Source organism: Kriegella aquimaris, assembly GCF_900103215.1.
GTDB classification, from domain to species: domain Bacteria; phylum Bacteroidota; class Bacteroidia; order Flavobacteriales; family Flavobacteriaceae; genus Kriegella; species Kriegella aquimaris.
This window is the reverse complement of record NZ_FNGV01000002.1, coordinates 224,291-241,856: the sequence shown is the minus strand read 5'-3', so window position 1 is coordinate 241,856 and position 17,566 is coordinate 224,291. Positions and strand designations below refer to the sequence as shown.

Annotated in this window: 14 protein-coding genes; 11 read left to right on the top strand and 3 right to left on the bottom strand. The window is 40.6% G+C overall.

From position 1 onward, the window contains the following. Positions 1-40: 40 nt before the first annotated feature. The 11 genes from BLS33_RS06150 to BLS33_RS06100 all read left to right on the top strand — a co-directional run bounded on the left by BLS33_RS06150 (position 41) and on the right by BLS33_RS06100 (position 15,823). The gene (locus BLS33_RS06150) at positions 41-667 is read left to right on the top strand and encodes a carbonic anhydrase (protein WP_089886607.1); all 627 of its coding nucleotides are present in this window, start codon (positions 41-43) and stop codon (positions 665-667) included. Between the two features lie 126 nt (positions 668-793). After that, the gene (locus BLS33_RS06145; protein ID WP_089886606.1) at positions 794-2,689 is read left to right on the top strand and encodes a SulP family inorganic anion transporter; all 1,896 of its coding nucleotides are present in this window, start codon (positions 794-796) and stop codon (positions 2,687-2,689) included. Between the two features lie 288 nt (positions 2,690-2,977). Next, positions 2,978-3,997 carry a phenylalanine--tRNA ligase subunit alpha gene (gene pheS / locus BLS33_RS06140; protein ID WP_089886605.1) on the top strand — a complete coding sequence of 340 codons (1,020 nt, stop codon included), beginning with the start codon at positions 2,978-2,980 and terminating at the stop codon, positions 3,995-3,997. A gap of 10 nt (positions 3,998-4,007) precedes the next feature. Beyond that, positions 4,008-4,403 carry a hypothetical protein gene (locus BLS33_RS06135; RefSeq protein ID WP_089886604.1) on the top strand — a complete coding sequence of 132 codons (396 nt, stop codon included), beginning with the start codon at positions 4,008-4,010 and terminating at the stop codon, positions 4,401-4,403. Between the two features lie 105 nt (positions 4,404-4,508). Beyond that, positions 4,509-5,630 carry an efflux RND transporter periplasmic adaptor subunit gene (locus BLS33_RS06130; protein ID WP_089886602.1) on the top strand — a complete coding sequence of 374 codons (1,122 nt, stop codon included), beginning with the start codon at positions 4,509-4,511 and terminating at the stop codon, positions 5,628-5,630. Between the two features lie 6 nt (positions 5,631-5,636). Continuing rightward, positions 5,637-8,780: an efflux RND transporter permease subunit gene (locus BLS33_RS06125; RefSeq protein WP_089886599.1), complete on the top strand. Its 3,144-nt coding sequence runs from the start codon at positions 5,637-5,639 to the stop codon at positions 8,778-8,780. A 182-nt stretch (positions 8,781-8,962) separates the two neighbouring features. Beyond that, positions 8,963-9,442, top strand: a complete 480-nt coding sequence (locus tag BLS33_RS06120) for a GbsR/MarR family transcriptional regulator (protein ID WP_089886597.1) — start codon at positions 8,963-8,965, stop codon at positions 9,440-9,442. Positions 9,443-9,524: 82 nt separating this feature from the next. After that, complete coding sequence (locus BLS33_RS06115; protein WP_089886596.1) at positions 9,525-10,610, top strand: efflux RND transporter periplasmic adaptor subunit; 1,086 nt, start codon at positions 9,525-9,527, stop codon at positions 10,608-10,610. A gap of 42 nt (positions 10,611-10,652) precedes the next feature. Next, a complete protein-coding gene (locus BLS33_RS06110; RefSeq protein WP_089886594.1) occupies positions 10,653-13,799 on the top strand; it encodes an efflux RND transporter permease subunit in 3,147 nt (1,048 codons plus the stop codon). 7 nt (positions 13,800-13,806) lie between these two features. Next, positions 13,807-15,207, top strand: a complete 1,401-nt coding sequence (locus BLS33_RS06105; RefSeq protein WP_089886592.1) for an efflux transporter outer membrane subunit — start codon at positions 13,807-13,809, stop codon at positions 15,205-15,207. 7 nt (positions 15,208-15,214) lie between these two features. Beyond that, positions 15,215-15,823 (top strand): TetR/AcrR family transcriptional regulator, encoded by a 609-nt coding sequence (locus tag BLS33_RS06100; protein ID WP_089886590.1) that lies wholly within the window; start codon positions 15,215-15,217, stop codon positions 15,821-15,823. A 32-nt stretch (positions 15,824-15,855) separates the two neighbouring features. Here BLS33_RS06100 and BLS33_RS06095 read toward each other — a convergent pair whose 3' ends face one another. From BLS33_RS06095 to BLS33_RS06085, 3 genes are read right to left on the bottom strand one after another with little or no spacing between them, the layout of a single operon-like run. Continuing rightward, positions 15,856-16,338: a YciI family protein gene (locus BLS33_RS06095; protein WP_245731304.1), complete on the bottom strand. Its 483-nt coding sequence runs from the start codon at positions 16,336-16,338 to the stop codon at positions 15,856-15,858. After that, positions 16,335-16,808 carry a CYTH domain-containing protein gene (locus BLS33_RS06090; RefSeq protein WP_089886587.1) on the bottom strand — a complete coding sequence of 158 codons (474 nt, stop codon included), beginning with the start codon at positions 16,806-16,808 and terminating at the stop codon, positions 16,335-16,337. The genes BLS33_RS06095 and BLS33_RS06090 overlap by 4 nt, the downstream gene beginning before the upstream one ends. Next, the gene (locus tag BLS33_RS06085) at positions 16,808-17,488 is read right to left on the bottom strand and encodes an NAD(P)H-binding protein (RefSeq protein ID WP_089886585.1); all 681 of its coding nucleotides are present in this window, start codon (positions 17,486-17,488) and stop codon (positions 16,808-16,810) included. Before BLS33_RS06085 ends, BLS33_RS06090 begins: the two co-directional genes overlap by 1 nt. Positions 17,489-17,566 lie beyond the last annotated feature (78 nt).

Sequence of the window (17,566 nt, the reverse complement as noted above, 5' to 3'; positions counted from 1 at the left end):
CTACTCACGGATTAAAATCAGTACATTTAAACTAAAAACAATGAACCTAGATAACGTATTTAAAAACAACGAGAAGTGGATCCAAAATAAGCTTTCGACCGATTCCAATTTCTTCGAGGACTTAGGAAAAGGTCAAAGTCCTGAACTTTTATATATCGGATGCTCCGATAGTAGAGTAACCGCCGAAGACCTTATGGGCTTAGGGCCAGGTGAGGTTTTCGTACACAGAAACATAGCCAATATGGTTATCAGCATAGATCTCAACGTCATGTCTGTTGTCAACTATGCCGTTGAGCATTTAAAAGTCAACCATGTAGTGGTCTGTGGCCATTATGGCTGTGGAGGCGTCAAAGCCGCTATGCAATCAGCCGACTTGGGCATTTTGAATCCTTGGTTGAGAAACATTCGGGATGTTTATCGCATTCACAAAGACGAGCTGAACGTCATCACCGATGACGAAAAAAAGTACGAACGTTTGGTAGAACTAAATGTTCAAGAACAATGTGTCAACCTTATAAAAACCGCTGCGGTTCAAAAAGCTTACAGAGACCGTAATCTAAAGGTCCACGGCTGGGTATTTGATGTTCATTCGGGAAAACTTGTAGATCTTAAAATAGATTTTGAAGGTATTCTCAATAACATCATGGAAATCTATCATTTGGATTAAGACTGGTAGCGCTATTTATATAACATAAAATCAAGCATTTTCCATTTCAGTACTGAAAATTAAATAAATCACCATTAGGCCTGCGGCTTTGACATGTCGGTCTATGCTATTATATAACGTAATACTATGAAAAACTTATTCTCTAATTTTAAAGGCGATCTTTTCGGTGGAATCACCGCAGGTATCGTTGCACTGCCCTTGGCCTTGGCCTTCGGGGTAAGTTCTGGACTGGGTCCAAGTGCGGGCCTTTATGGAGCTATTTTTATCAGCTTTTTTGCGGCTATGTTCGGAGGTACGAACACGCAGATTTCTGGTCCGACAGCTCCAATGACCGCAGTAAGTATGGTCGTTATTGCGGGCATTATTGCCATATATGATGGCAGTATAGAAAAAGCGCTTCCGGCGATATTGACTATTTTTCTATTGGCAGGTCTAATGCAGATCGGATTGGGGCTCATTGGAATCGGAAAGTATATAAAGTACATTCCCTACCCCGTAGTGTCAGGCTTTATGACCGCTATTGGGGTCATTATTCTTGTTACCCAGATATTACCTGCAATAGGGTACTACCCCAAAGAAGACGTTGAATTTGTAGAACAATTCAAGCCACATGCCGAGGAAATCATTCTCGATAACATTCTAAAAGAGGAGGCAGGAGAAGGTATTTTGGTCTTGGAAAATTTCGAAGAAACTATTAAGCGGGCAAAAGGCATTACGGAAGATGACATGCTAAAGGAAGCGAAAACCCTAGCCTCTAGCGAAGCCTCCGGAGTCATCGGTGCATTTAAGGTATTACCAAGAGCATTGCAAAATATCAATTGGCTAGAACTCATCCTTGCCTTGTCTACCATTTTCATTATTTATGGTTTTAAACGTATTACCACTAAAGTACCTAGTGCATTAGTGGCATTGGTCGTAGTATCAGGTGTCGCTTATGGGTTCGGACTGAATTATAGACCTATTGAACAAATACCAAGCGGTTTACCCATACCCAACTTTAGTATTTTTACCCAATTCGAATTGGGTTCGATTACTCCATATTTTTTTACGGCCTTGACCTTGGCGCTCTTGGGAGCAATCGATTCTTTACTTACTTCAGTTGTTGCCGATAACATGACAAAAACGAAGCATAAGCCAAACAAGGAGCTTGTTGGTCAAGGTATCGGAAACAGTATCGCCGCTATTTTTGGAGGTATCCCAGGAGCCGGGGCCACCATAAGAACCGTGGTCAACATCAATGCAGGGGGAAAAACCAAATTATCGGGTATGGTAGCAGGGATACTCCTTTTAATTATTTTACTTGCTTTAGGCCCTGTTGCCTCACAAATACCGGCTGCCGTACTTGCTGGAATTTTGGTAACCGTAGGAATCGGTGTCATGGACTACAAAGGTCTCAAAGCCATACCTAGTTTACCTAAAGACATGAAAATAGGACCTATCAAATTAAGCTCCGAAGTGATTATTATGCTCGTCGTGCTTGTGTTATCTTCCGTATGGAATTTAGTTTATGCCGTGGGTGTGGGCCTTATAATTGCCTCTTTGATGTTTATGAAAAAAATGGGTGATTTGACGGCAGAACGCTCCGATGTAAAGAGCTTACTCAAGGAAAAAGCCTGGGACGATGAAGCTAATTTTCCAGAAAATCTGAAAAACGAAGTATTCATCAAGCATATCAAAGGGCCATTGTTCTTTGGATCGACCAGTGAATTTCAGCAATTGGCCGATCAGATTCCAGATACGGCCATTACCGTTATTATACGTATGGATCGTATGCAGTATATGGATCAAAGTGGTTTATACGCCATGGAAGAAGTCTTGGTTGATCTGAGGAAAAAAGATATTGAAGTGATTTTGGTCGATGTTTTACATCAACCCATGTATATGATGGAACGTATCGACATTATTCCCGACCTTATTCCCAAAGAGAATATCTTCGAAACTTTTAAGGAAGCTACTTCCTATATAAAATTAAAGCAAGCGCAATTTAAAATAGAAGAAAATATAGTGGAAGCTAAATCATAATCTTATAGATTGCAACAAGCCCCTTAGGGGAATTTGCAATTTTGCAATCAAATTGGTCCTGTCCCGTATATTCGGATTTATCCCCGATTAAAATAAACGCGGCAGGACTTTTTTCATTTATCTCTTATCCAATTAGCGTGTTTGCTTAGAAAGGTTTTACTGTTACCAAACTTTGTGGTTGACATTTTTTATAACTACTAGTTAAGTATAATCTATAAATGCAATGCTATATTATAGGCACGTAATAGGAATATTTCCTAAATTTGCCCTTCTCTCTTTAGCCAAACAATGATAGATAAAATAAAAGAGCATCTAAAAGAAGTCGAAGCGTTCATTTCTGACGATAAGGAAGCAATAGAAGCATTTCGAATAAAATATTTAGGAAAAAAAGGGCTGCTGAATGATTTTTTTGCGGCGTTCAAGGACGTCCCCAACGGACAAAAAAAAGAATTTGGCCAAACAATTAATGCGCTAAAGCAAACCGCTACCGAAAAGGTTAGTGCACTCAAAGGGGCTTTAGAGAAAAAATCCGAGAAGAAAGGTGTTTACGGTGATTTAACACGACCTGGAGCACCAATCGAATTAGGCGCCAGACATCCTATATCAATTGTGAAAAACCAAATTATCGATATTTTCTCGAGAATTGGCTTTAATGTTTCCGAAGGTCCTGAGATTGAAGATGATTGGCATAATTTTACGGCTTTGAATCTCCCTGAGCATCATCCAGCACGAGATATGCAGGACACATTCTTTGTTCAGACCGACCCCGATATATTATTGCGTACCCATACCTCATCGGTACAAGTGCGCTATATGGAAAACAATAAGCCGCCGATTAGAACAATATCGCCTGGCAGGGTCTATCGAAACGAAGCCATATCGGCTCGATCACACTGTTTTTTTCATCAAGTTGAAGGTCTCTACATTGATAAAGATGTATCGTTCGCCGACTTAAAGCAAACCTTACAATTTTTTACTACCGAACTTTTTGGCAAATCGAAAATACGGTTGCGCCCCTCTTATTTTCCGTTTACAGAACCTAGTGCTGAAGTAGACGTCTATTGGGGTTTGGAAACGGAAACCGATTATCGAATGACCAAGGGAACAGGTTGGCTTGAAATTATGGGATGTGGTATGGTCGACCCCAATGTACTCGAGAATTGTGGTATTGACGCTAACGAATACTCGGGTTTTGCCTTTGGCATGGGCATTGATCGTATTGCGCTATTGCTACATCAAATTCCTGATATTCGACTGCTCAGCGAAAATGACGTTAGGTTTTTAGAGCAGTTCAAGAGTACGTTTTAAAAACCTTATTTTGAAAAAGGATATCGAAATACCCATTGCCAAAAATGTCTATGTTGCCATAGTTCGGGAATGGGACGATGATTTTCTTTCAAAAGAATGGAATGCCTATCTCATAAACGATAGAAAGAATCAAATTGAAATGGTATTCGTAGTCTCGAAAGGTTTTGACGAACAACGAAAAACATCAATCATGCGGCATGGACTTGGCGCGGTTGCCTCAAAATCGTTTGCGAAAATTGAACTGCTACAAGAAGATGTTCTAGCATTGAACAATGAATTCTTCGTTACATTTTTCGCTGAAAACAAGCTTTTTGAAAAACGATTTTTGTTTTCCAAAAATTCGATAAAAGAAGATGCCATAAAACATATTTCGGTTATTGAAAAAGAAGGTATTTTATCGGAGTGATATTTGCCTGCTTTTAACATTCAATTAACTACTCCTATTCGGCTTAACATTGCACCTATCGTATTTTTGTTTTAAGGCATCGTATTTTACAACAATTTGAAGCTTATGAAACAAAATCTATCCTCTTCTCTTGTTTCGGTTTTAGTCTTAATGGTTTTTCTACTAACAAGCTGCGGAAGTAAGACGACCGAACAGAAATCTGAAAGCGCACAGCCTTATCCGACGATTCAAGTAGCAAAAAGAACAGTCGAAGATATTGCCACTTTTCCCGCAAGCATAGAGGGGCTGGTAAACAGTACTATCCGCGCCAAAGTTCCGGGGTACATTCAATCGGTATTGGTCGATGAGGGGCAACAGGTAAAAAAAGGGCAATTGTTATTTAAATTGGAAACCGAATCACTGACCCAAGATGCCGGGGCAGCAAAAGCCAGAATCAACGTCGCACAAGTAGAGGTCGATAAACTAAAGCCGCTAGTTGAGAAAAACATCATCGGCGATGTGCAATTGGAGACAGCGATGGCTAATTTAGAACAGGCCAAAAGCAATTATCAAAGTGTAACTGCCAATATTGGCTATGCGAATATTAAAAGTCCTGTCGACGGGGTCATTGGATCCATTCCCTTCCGTAAGGGCAATTTGGTAAGCTCACAAGATGCCAGCCCGCTAACTACCGTTTCCAGTATTTCCCAAGTGTATGCTTACTTTTCGATGAACGAAAAAGATTTAATCGGTTTCCTGAAAAAAATAAAAGGAGAAACGTTGGATGAAAAAGCGGGAAATCTACCCAAGGTACAGCTCCGTTTGGCAGATGGCTCCATTTATGACCACGAAGGCCAGATAGAGACCATTGCGGGTGAAATCAACCCGAACACAGGTACCGTAAAATTCAGGGCTACTTTCGCCAATCCCGAGGGGTTTTTAAGAAATGGCAGTAGCGGAACAATCTTGCTTCCTGAAAAAATGGAAGATGTACTTGTAGTACCTGCCCTTTCGACTTTTGAACAACAGGGTAAAACGTTTGTGTATTTGGTACAGGGCGATACATTGGTGACCAAGAATGTAGATCCGAAAGCCACCATTGGCGGAGTTGTAGTTATTGAAGGAATAAACGAAGGCGACGAAATACTTGCCAAAGGTGTAAATAAGGTACGTCCCGGTACCAAAATCGTGTCACAACCAACGACTATAGATAGTATTACCAGTTCATTCGAAACTGTTTTTAAATAACGTCCGATGCTAAAAACATTCATAGAACGGCCGGTACTTTCAACGGTCATATCGATTATACTTGTATTATTGGGCGTGCTCGGCTTGGCAACATTGCCAGTGACCCAATACCCCGATATTGCGCCACCAACAGTGCAGGTTTCCGCCAATTACCCTGGGGCGAATGCCGAAACTATTCTGGAAAGTGTTATCGTGCCTATCGAAGAACAAATCAATGGCGTAGAGGGAATGACCTACATTACCTCTTCAGCAAGTAATACCGGTAGTGCGAGCATTACCGTATATTTTGAACAGGGTGTGGACCCTGACATTGCGGCCGTGAACGTGCAGAACCGCGTAGCGCGGGCAAATGCCCTGCTTCCAGCCGAGGTCATACGTTCTGGTGTAATAACACAAAAGAGACAGAGCTCTGCACTTTTATACGCGGCAATTTATTCGACAAATCCCGATTATGACGATACTTTTGTTCAAAATTACCTAAATATCAATGTCAGACCAGAACTTCAACGTGTTAATGGTGTTGGCGATGTTTCTGTTTTCGGGGCAAAGGACTATTCCATGCGTATTTGGATAGACCCTGTAAAATTGGCGTCCTACAGCCTTACTACTACTGACGTATCAAATGCTATTGGGGAACAGAGTTTAGAAGCCGCAGCTGGTTCTCTAGGACAAAACTCAGGTGCATCTTTCGAATATGTTATCAAATATAAGGGCCGGTACAAGACTGCAGAAGAATATAGTGATATCATCATAAAATCACTCGGCAACGGGCAGTTCTTGCGGCTTGGAGACGTAGCTAAGGTAGAACTTGATGCGTTTTCATACAGTTCGACCAGTTTATCAAGAGGATACCCGGCCATCAGTTTCGGCGTTTTTCAGACACCCGGTTCGAATGCACAAGAAATCATCGAGAAAATTTATGTAAAGCTCGAAGACCTCAAACAGAATTTCCCCGAAGGTGTCGATTACCTTATCAATTACGATACGAATAAGTTTTTAACGGCTTCCATGGACAAGGTCAAAGAAACCCTAATCGAAGCATTTCTATTGGTCTTCTTTGTGGTGTTCATCTTTTTACAGGATATCAAATCGACACTTATACCGGCAATAGCCGTGCCTGTAGCAATTATCGGCACTTTTTTCTTTTTGGAAATTCTTGGATATTCCATCAATTTACTAACGCTCTTTGCACTGCTTTTGGCAATCGGTATTGTCGTAGACGATGCTATTGTCGTCGTTGAGGCAGTACATGCCAAATTGGAAGAAGGCTATGATTCCGCGCGGGAAGCGACTGTTTCGGCCATGGGTGAAATCAGTGGAGCTATTATCTCGATTACCTTGGTTATGGCAGCGGTATTCATTCCAATTACCTTCATACAAGGGCCTTCAGGCGTCTTCTACGAGCAATTCGGGGTAACGCTTATAATTGCCATCATCATTTCAGCGGTAAATGCCTTGACATTGAGTCCGGCACTTTGTGCCATCTTTCTGAAACCCTATAAAAATGAGGAAGAAAAGAAAAAGGGGTTTCTACAACGGTTCTACACTGCATTTAACGTTGGTTTCAATGCCATGCGTAAAAGATATGTAGGTTCTCTGGGGTTTTTGATACAACATAAATGGATTACGGCCGTGTTACTCGTTATCTGTGGAGCTGCCATTTGGTGGGCCAACAGTACTACCCCCAGTGGTTTTGTGCCATCTGAAGACCGTGGGGTAATCTTTCTTAACCTTGACCTTCCCCAAGGGGCTTCTTTAGATCGCACCTTTAGTGTCAATAAAAAGCTATATGAAATAATTGGTTCGGTAGAGGGTGTACGCACTGCTTCAATAATTAGTGGTCGAAATTTCTTCTCAGGACAGGGAAGTTCATACGGTATGGGCTTTATTATTTTAGAAGATTTTGAGAAAAGGCAAACTGATGAAACTTCGGCAAACGCCATTATACAACAATTATTCGCCAAGACCGCCAATATTGCCGATGCTAAAATTCTCTTCTTCACCCCTCCTAGTATTCCCGGTTTTGGATCTTCTGACGGGTTTGAACTACAATTGTTAGACCGCACTTCGGGAGAATTGAAAGACCTTGACAATATTGCCAACGATTTTGTAGCTGCACTTAACGAAAGACCAGAAATCGGATTTTCTTCCAATTCGTTCAGCACCAATTTTCCACAGTTGCAGATGGATATCGATATTCCTAAAGCTAAAGAAGCCGGTGTGGAAATCAGTAGTATTTTAAGAACGCTTCAAGGGTACATCGGGGGATTATATGCGGCAGATTTTAGTCGGTTCGGAAAACAGTTTAGGGTATTTGTACAGGCTGAGCCCGAAGACCGAAAAGATATCGCGAGTTTAAATAGTATGTTCGTAAGAAATGGGGAGGGAGAAATGGCGCCAGTTTCCGAATTTGTCACTTTAAATCGTGTTTATGGTCCCCAGACCGTAAGCCGTTTCAACCTATTCAACGCCGTTACCATAAATGGTTCCGCTGCTCCCGGATTTAGTTCTGGCGATGCAATCAACGCTGTAAACCAAGTAGCCGTAGATAATCTACCGAACAACTACGAAGTGGCATTTTCAGGAATTACACGCGAAGAAATTGCTTCCTCAGGACAAGCAGGGATCATTTTTCTGCTGAGCATCGTATTTGTGTATTTCTTTCTTTCGGCACAATACGAGAGTTACCTATTGCCCTTTTCGGTATTGTTATCTTTACCGATAGGCGTTGCTGGCGCGTACTTGACTACCAAATTTGCAGGTCTTGAGAACAATATTTATTTTCAGATTGCCTTAATTATGTTAATTGGACTACTGGCGAAAAATGCGATTCTTATTGTAGAATTTGCCAGACAACGCAGACAACATGGGCTCTCATTGACTGACGCGGCCATTGACGCGGCCAAATCCCGTTTGCGTCCGATTTTAATGACTTCTTTTGCCTTTATCTTAGGGTTGATGCCTTTGGTACTGGCGTCGGGAGTAGGTGCCGCAGGAAACAATGCTATCGGAACAGGGGCTGTCGGCGGTATGCTGATAGGTACAGTACTGGGAGTGTTCATAATTCCAACTTTATTCGTCGTTTTTCAGTGGTTACAAGAAAGACTTTCCGGGGCACCGAAAACAGTAGTGTCAAAACCCAAATTGTAAATGACCGGCCTATTATGACCAGTATACTACAACATATTTGAGTTCCATCTCATAATAGGAAAAGACACCTAAAAAATTAAATCGCAGTATACACTTCATATAAGTTTAACATAATTTTTGTTTCGTTTAGTTTTGTTGTTTCCGAACTAACTGTATATTTGCATCCTAAATTTATCTTTATCATGAATAAAGAAGAGAGTAAACAAATACTGATAGAGGAACTCGGCATTCACTTTGAAAATGAATACAGCCTACCCCCATTGGCTGCAAGAATCTTCGCAAATCTTGTGATAACCGATGAGGTTGGACTTACTTTTGATGATTGTCTAACAAAAAGGGGCGCTAGTAAAAGTTCAATTTCAACATCGCTCAATCTATTACTACAGTTGGGTATGATTACCTATTTTACCAAATCAGGTGACAGAAGAAGGTATTTTAAAATTGCGGATAAAAGTACATTTTTCATAAAAAAACTAGAGCAAGCTCTGAAAAAAGCTGCAAATGAATCAAAAATGATTCAAAAAGTAACGAGTTATAATCAAAAGTATAATCCTGAAAAATACATTTCCAATAAGGAAAAAACGGAAACTTACATGGGATGCCTAAATAAAAATGAAAAAACATACCAAGAAACAATTGAAGCATTGAAAAAACTTATTTAATATTTTTTACCCAAACAGTTCGTTTTACACCGAACAATCCGAATTAACAAAACCTTAATGCAAATACAATACCCTTTTTAAAATGAAAAATTTCTCCCTGATTAGTATATTGAGTTCAGTACTACTATTAAGCTCTTGTTTCGGAACAAAACCGGATCAACCGACAGGTCTGGCCGCACCACCCCCACCGGCGCTACATGTAAGCACCCTTGAAAAGCAAAACATAACCATATCGAATGAATTCTCAACCACTTTAGAGGGCAAGCAAACCGTTGAAATATGGCCAAAAGTTTCGGGCTTTATACAAAATGTATATGTAGAAGAAGGTCAGAAAATTAAAAAAGGACAACTCCTTTTTAAATTGGAGACCCAAACCTTAAATCAAGATGCCAATGCTGCAAAAGCTTCAGTAAACGTAGCAGAGGTAGAAGTAAATAAAATTAAGCCATTAGTTGACAAGGGTATCATTAGCGAGGTACAGTTAGAGACAGCGAAAGCGCAGCTTGAGCAGGCCAAATCTGCTTACCAAAGCGTCGCCTCGAACATTAACTACTCACGTATTACGAGCCCTGTTGACGGTTACATAGGTGAAATTCCGTTTAAGGTCGGTGCGTTGGTAAGCTCGAGTATGGGCAGCCCTTTAACCACTGTTTCCGATGTGAGTGAGGTTCGTGCCTATTTTTCATTAAGTGAAAAAGAAGTTTTAAAGCTTAAGGAATCAATGCCCAAAAATGCAAACAATCAATTAGATTTATCAAAGGCACCAGAAGTTACATTGGTTATGATCAATGGTGAAGAATATGCCGAGCCAGGTAAGATTGCCATGATCAACACTATCATTAACAGTACTACAGGAAGTGTTACTGCCAGAGCAGATTTTGACAACAAGAACAATTTATTGAGTAGCGGTAGTACCGGAAAAATTAAAATTCCGACCGAATACCAAGATGCTTATGAAATTCCTCAAACGGCAACGATCGATCTTCAAGGTAAAAAACTTATCTACGTACTAAAAGATGACAACACGGTTACCACTATGCCTATTAATATAGCTGCGAACACTCAAAAAGGCTATATAGTTAAAACTGGTTTAGAACCTGGAACTACCATTGTCATTGAAGGGGTTTCAAAGTTAAGGGACGGAATGACCATAAATCCATCCAAATAACCTCCATCGACATATTTCCCTACAACCTATAATTAAAGAACAATGTTTCAAAAATTTATAGATCGTCCCGTACTATCTACGGTAATATCGATCATCATAGTTATTCTAGGTGTTTTAGGATTATCATCCTTACCTATTGAACAATATCCGGAAATTGCACCGCCAACGGTACAGGTTACCGCTTCCTATACGGGAGCAAATGCCGAAACGGTACTAAACAGTGTTGTTACTCCATTGGAAGAACAAATAAACGGGGTTGAGGGCATGCTTTATATGACCTCCAATGCAAGTAATGACGGTGCCGCTACGATAAATGTATTTTTTAAATTGGGTACCGATCCCGATATCGCAGCCGTAAACGTTCAAAACCGGGTAGCACGGGCTAATAGTGTATTGCCAGAAGCAGTAGTAAAAACGGGTATTATTACCCAAAAGTCACAGACTAGTGCACTTATGTTCTTCTCTATGTTTTCAGATAATGAGAACTACGATGCCACTTTCGTTGAAAACTACGCTCGAATTAACTTGGTACCCAAGTTACAACGTATAGAGGGGGTAGGTAATGTAACCGTTTTCGGATCTAAAGATTACTCGATGCGTATCTGGTTAAACCCAGAAAAGATGGCCGCCTATAAGTTGATGCCATCAGATATTCAAAATGCACTTAAAGAGCAGAACCTTGAGGCAGCGACCGGTAAAATTGGCGAAAATGCCGATGGTGTTTATGAATATGTACTAAAATACAAAGGGCGTCTTTCAGAAGAAGGTCAATATGAGAATATCATCATCAGAGCAGAAGAAAACGGACAATTTTTACGTCTAAGGGATGTCGCCGAAGTTGAATTGGGAGCCTTTAATTATGGCACTAAAAACGAAGGTATGGGAAAACCCGGTACCGCTGTAGGTATCTTTCAAACATCAGGTTCCAATGCCAACGATATTATTAATGCTATTCAAGACATCTTAAAGGAAAGCAAACAAGATTTCCCCAAAGGATTGGATTATGTAATTCCCTACAACACCAAAGATTTCTTAGATGCTTCTATTGACCATGTTGTAATGACATTAATTGAAGCCTTTTTATTAGTATTTATAGTTGTTTTCTTGTTCTTACAAGATTTCAGGTCAACATTGATACCCGCTATAGCCGTTCCAGTAGCTATTATTGGTACATTTTTCTTTCTCTCGCTATTTGGATACTCCATTAACATGTTGACACTTTTTGCAATGATATTGGCAATCGGTATTGTTGTGGATGATGCCATTGTGGTGGTCGAGGCGGTGCATGCCAAGATGGAAGAAGGTGCCACGAATGCAAAAATAGCAACCAAATCAGCCATGTCTGAAATATCAGGTGCTATTATTTCCATCACCTTGGTCATGTCGGCCGTATTTATTCCGGTTTCCTTTATTTCAGGCTCTTCCGGGGTATTCTACCAACAATTTGGTATCACATTGGCAATTGCCATTCTTATTTCCGCAGTGAATGCGCTAACGTTGAGTCCTGCTTTAGCAGCACTTTTCTTGAAACCGCACAATCCATCCGAAGCACATAAAAAAGGGCTAACCAAGCGTTTCTTTAGCGCTTTTAATACTGGTTTTGACGCAATTACCGACAAATATGTCGGGTCCGTTAAATTCATTGCCAAAAGAAAGTGGATTACTGTATTGTCTTTAGTATTCTTTACTGTCGTAACCGTAGTATTATTTCAAACAACTCCAGCAGGTTTTATTCCCAACGAAGACAGGGGACTTGTTTTTGCAGATATTAGTTTACCTCCCGGAACAACTTTGGAACAGACGCAGAAAACTGTGAAAAAATTAGATTCCATTTATGCTTCTATGGATATTATTGAAGCGCGAATGAACGTTACCGGTTTCAGCCTTTTGAACAGGGTGAACGGCGGTTCATATGCTTTCTCGGTACTTCGTCTAAAAGATTGGGATGAACGAAAAGATCCATCACAATCAGTAGATGCCGTAGTAGGAAGCCTTTTCGGAAAAACAGCAGGTTTAAAAGATGCCAAAGCCTTCTTCTTTACCCCGCCAAGTGTACAAGGTTTTGGAAACTCTACGGGTTTCGAAATGAACCTACAAAGCAAAGATGCAGATGATTGGCAGACCGTGGGCAAGACCACAAATGAGTTCTTGGCCGCATTGAATGCCAGGCCCGAGGTAAAATATGCCATGACCCAATTCAACCCTAACTTCCCACAATACGAACTGCAGGTAGATATTGAAAAGACCAAAACGGCCGGTTTAGCGGTTACGGACGTCTTTAACGCCATGCAGGGGTATTACGGAGGATTGTACACCACCGACTTCAATAAGTTCGGGAAACAGTATCGTGTAATGATCCAATCAAAACCTGAAGACAGGGCCGATGAACAATCACTCAACCATATTTTTGTAACCAATAAAAATGGGGAGTCGGTTGCCGTATCGCAGTTCGTTTCTTTGAAGAAAATTTATGGCCCTGAAATCGTAAGTAGGTTCAATCTTTTGAGTTCGGTAAAGATCAACGGTGCGATGAACCCTGGCTACAGTACCGGGGATGCCATTAAGGCCATTGAAGAAGTTACAGCTCAAGTATTACCTAAGAATTACACGTATGAGTATTCAGGTCTTACAAAAGAAGAAAACAGTGCGGGTAGTCAAACGATTATTATATTTATACTGAGTTTGGTATTTGTCTACTTCTTGTTGAGTGCTCAATACGAATCATATGTGCTGCCATTTGCCATATTACTTTCATTACCCGTTGGTATTGCAGGTGCTATTGGGTTTATAAACGTGGCAGGGCTAGAGAATAATATTTACTTTCAAATTGCCTTGATCATGTTAATCGGCTTACTTTCTAAGAACGCCATTCTAATTGTAGAGTTTGCGTTACAACGTAGAAAACACGGTATGTCTATTATCGATTCTGCGATAGATGGGGCCAAGGCCAGATTAAGACCAATTTTGATGACGTCTTTTGCCTTTATTTTTGGACTTTTGCCACTTGCCTTATCATCCGGTATCGGTGCAGTAGGTAACAAATCAATTGGTATGAGCGCTGTGGGCGGTATGTTGATAGGTACCGTATTCGGAGTATTCGTTATTCCGGCACTTTATGTCATATTCCAAAGTATTCAAGAACGCATAACCGGGGCGCCGGAAGAAACTATTGAAGAATTAAAGAACTAGAGAAATCATGAATAGATTAGTGACTAATAAACTCGTACTGGTAGCCATTCTTCCGCTTTTGCTGCAATCTTGTTTTGTTGCCAAAGATTATGTACGGCCCGAATTGGAGACCGAAAGTCTTTATAGAACCGATAATTTGCCGCAAGACAGTATTTCCATGGCGACTGTTTCCTGGAAAGACATTTTCACCGACAGCTATCTCAATAGCTATATTGAAAAAGGACTTGCCAATAATCTAGACGTTCGAATCGCATTGCAAAATATTGCTGCAGCCCAAGCCTATGTAAAACAAGGTAAAATGGGATACTTGCCGACCTTGATGGGAACAGGCCAATACTCACGGACTAAAAACTCGGAAAACAGCCAATTTGGGAGTTTCTTTACTAGTGCCTTGGAGCAATATGAACTCTCCGCTTCCTTATCTTGGGAAGCAGATATTTGGGGGAAAATAAGAAGTACCAAAAGAGCTTTTGGTGCATCATATTTACAAACCGTAGCTGCCCATCAGGCGATAAAAACCGATTTAGTAGCTTCCATTGCCTCTTCTTATTATCAATTAATGGCTTTGGATAAGCAAAAGAGCATTACAGAGGAAACTTTAGAAGCCCGTCGAAGCAGTTTGGAAACTACCTTGGCCCTTAAAGATGCGGGGCAAGTGACCGAAGTAGCGGTTAAACAGACAGAAGCACAGCTCTATACGGCCGAAGTAATATTGATCGATCTTGAGAAAAACATCAAATTATTGGAAAATACTTTGAGCATTTTACTCGGTGAACCGGCACGGGCCATTGAACGTGGTAAAATAGATGAGCAGCGTATACAGACTGCATTGAGCACAGGGGTTCCTGCACAGTTATTGACCAACAGGCCCGATTTGATGCAAGCGGAATACAGCTTGATCAATGCTTTTGAATTGACCAATGTAGCGAAAAGCAGCTTTTACCCTTCATTACAATTGACCGCTTCAGGTGGTTTACAGAGTCTTGAACTTGACAATTGGTTCAATGCAAGTTCCCTGTTTTCAAGTTTGATCGGTTCTTTGACTCAGCCCATATTGAACGGACGGAAAATAAGAACACAATATGAGGTCGCAAAAGCGCAGCAAGAAAAGGCCTTGTTATCTTATAAAAAGACATTGTTGGTCGCTGGCAAAGAAGTTTCCGATGCCCTATATGGTTATGAGGCCGAAAGCAGAAAAATCGAAGCATACACTAAAGAGCTGGAAGCCTATACTTTGGCCGAATCTTATTCAGAAGAATTACTGAACAACGGTTTGGCGAATTATTTGGAAGTATTGACCGCTCGACAGAACGCCCTCAATTCAGAGCTTAACTATATTAACGCACAATACGGTCAGCTCGACGCCATTGTAACATTATATCGTGCTTTGGGCGGAGGCTGGAAATAATTCTTAAATGGAAACCAGAGAGCAGTTATTAGCGTTTTCAATCGCCAATTTCACCCAATTCGGCAGTAAAAGCTTCACTATGGATGAGCTGGCTCGCAAATTGGGAATCTCAAAAAAAACCATTTACCGCTATTTCAAAAATAAAGAGGAACTGGTATCGGAGAGCCTTCAATTTCTACTGGATAAGGTTGAAAAAGAAATCGAAACCCATCTCAAAGATGGAGTCGCCCTCCCCCCATTAACAAAGGTTGTCTATATTTATAAGGTAGGACTGAAGCACATGCGTAGCTTCAGTCCTTCTTTTTTTTTCGGCCTCCGCAAATATTATCCGAAGGCATACGATGCCTATGAAAGTTTTAGAAAAAAAATAGTGTTGGGCGTTGTCTATAAGCTATTGAAAGAAGCGCAAGATCTGAGGCAAATAAAAGCCGATGTAAACCTAAAACTGGTCTGTGAGCTTAATTTGATGCATATGGAAAATATTGTCTTTTCCAAGCTCAATTTATTGGAAAGATACACGATGCCTCAATTACTGGAACACCTCATCGTAAATAATCTGAAGGGGATATTGACTTTTGATTACACAAAGGAATGCTATCTTTTAAAGCATACCTAAAAACGAAATCTGGCAACTTTTGGAAACAAAAACTACCTGAGTGGAAATCCCTTACCCGCCCACCAAGGGTGTATTTCGATAATCAAGCGTCCTGCTTTCACCATAGGGTCTGAATTTGCTAAACTATCGGCCATTTCAAAAGTCGGAGTATTGTAAACGGTGATGCCCCTAATGTCGCCATCGTCACCAAAAGGTCCCGAGATATCGGCATAGCCCTTTTCATACATGCTTCCTAAATGCGCCAAATGTAGCGCCTGTAGGCTATCGGCCGTTGCTTTGTCCTGTGAACGATTAGGCCCACGTTTTAAAAAGGCAATAAAATACTGCTGCATGATTACAGTATCTTTGGTCTTTTCATCTACGAAATCAAAAATTTGAAACCCTTTTGAAGTAAGTTCTTCCTTAATTTCTTTTACTGTTTTGGCTTCTACCCTTTCAACGCTCGGGCCTGGCTTAGCGTCTGGCTTGCAAGAGAAAAAAGCGATAACGACGAGAAAAGAGTATATATATTTCATTTTTTCCAGCTTTTATATGGATTTTTTCCCAATTGAGAATTGTAATACTTCACTTCTCCTGTAACTTCCTTTCCTAACCAATCAGGTTTTTTGAAAGATTCCGTTTCGCTGCTCAGCTCAATTTCAGCTACTACCAAACCTTCATTATCTCCCTCGAATTCATCAACCTCAAAAACATGAGACCCTACAGCTACCTCGTAGCGAAACTTGGCTATGATACCCTTTTCACAGAAAGGCAATAAAGCTTCTGCCTCCTGCACCGCAATTTCTTTTTCCCATTCGAAGCGTGATGTGCCCGCTGTATTTGATTTTCCCTTTACGGTCAAGAAACCTTTATCTCCCTTGATTCGCACCCGAACCGTCCGTTCGGGGTGTGTATTCAAAAAACCCTGAACGATGCGTTCCTTTGAAGTAGCTTTTTCTCTATAAGCAGAGGATAACACCAAAAATTTGCGTTCTATCTCTAGCATTACAATAGCGAATTACCTTGTGCAATCTGTTTTATCTTATCGGAAGGTATGCGTACGTCATCATATTCGTTTTTCGCCAACCAGATCATACACTTCGCAATATTTTCCGGGGAAATCGACCGAAATTTATCCAACGGTCCGACCAAAACAATATTGATCAACTTCATCATTTGTTTGAAAACCAATTCTCCGAAGCGTTTTTCTTTTCGATTGCCTCCTATCAAGGAAGGTTGCAAAATATATGTTTCCGCAATTTTAGTTGCGAGCACGGCCTCTTCCATTTCTCCTTTTACCCTGTTATAAAAAACGTTACTCTTCGCATTGGCGCCTAGCGCCGAAATCACAATAAACGTCCCTATATTATTGTTGCGCGCCAATTCGGCCGCACTTTTAGGAATTCCAAAATCTATTTTTTTATAAACTTCCTTATCCGGGGATTTAGATTTGGTCGTACCGATACAACAAAAAACGACATCGCCAACGAACTCATTTTCGAATGCTTGAAGTTGTAGCATATCACCTAAATATTCCTTGATCTGCGGATGCGAAAGCCCTACCGAACTTCTAGAAAAAAGTTTTACTTTTTCATAATCCTCATCTTCCAAAAGCATTTCCAGTAATTTCCCGCCCGTTAATCCGGTTGCTCCTAAAACAATCGCTGTTTTGCCTTTCTTTTCCATACTTTACAAACCTCTAACTAATCTCTTATCCTTAAAAATATTTAAGGCTATTTCTAAATAATTTCTTCCATAAATTTA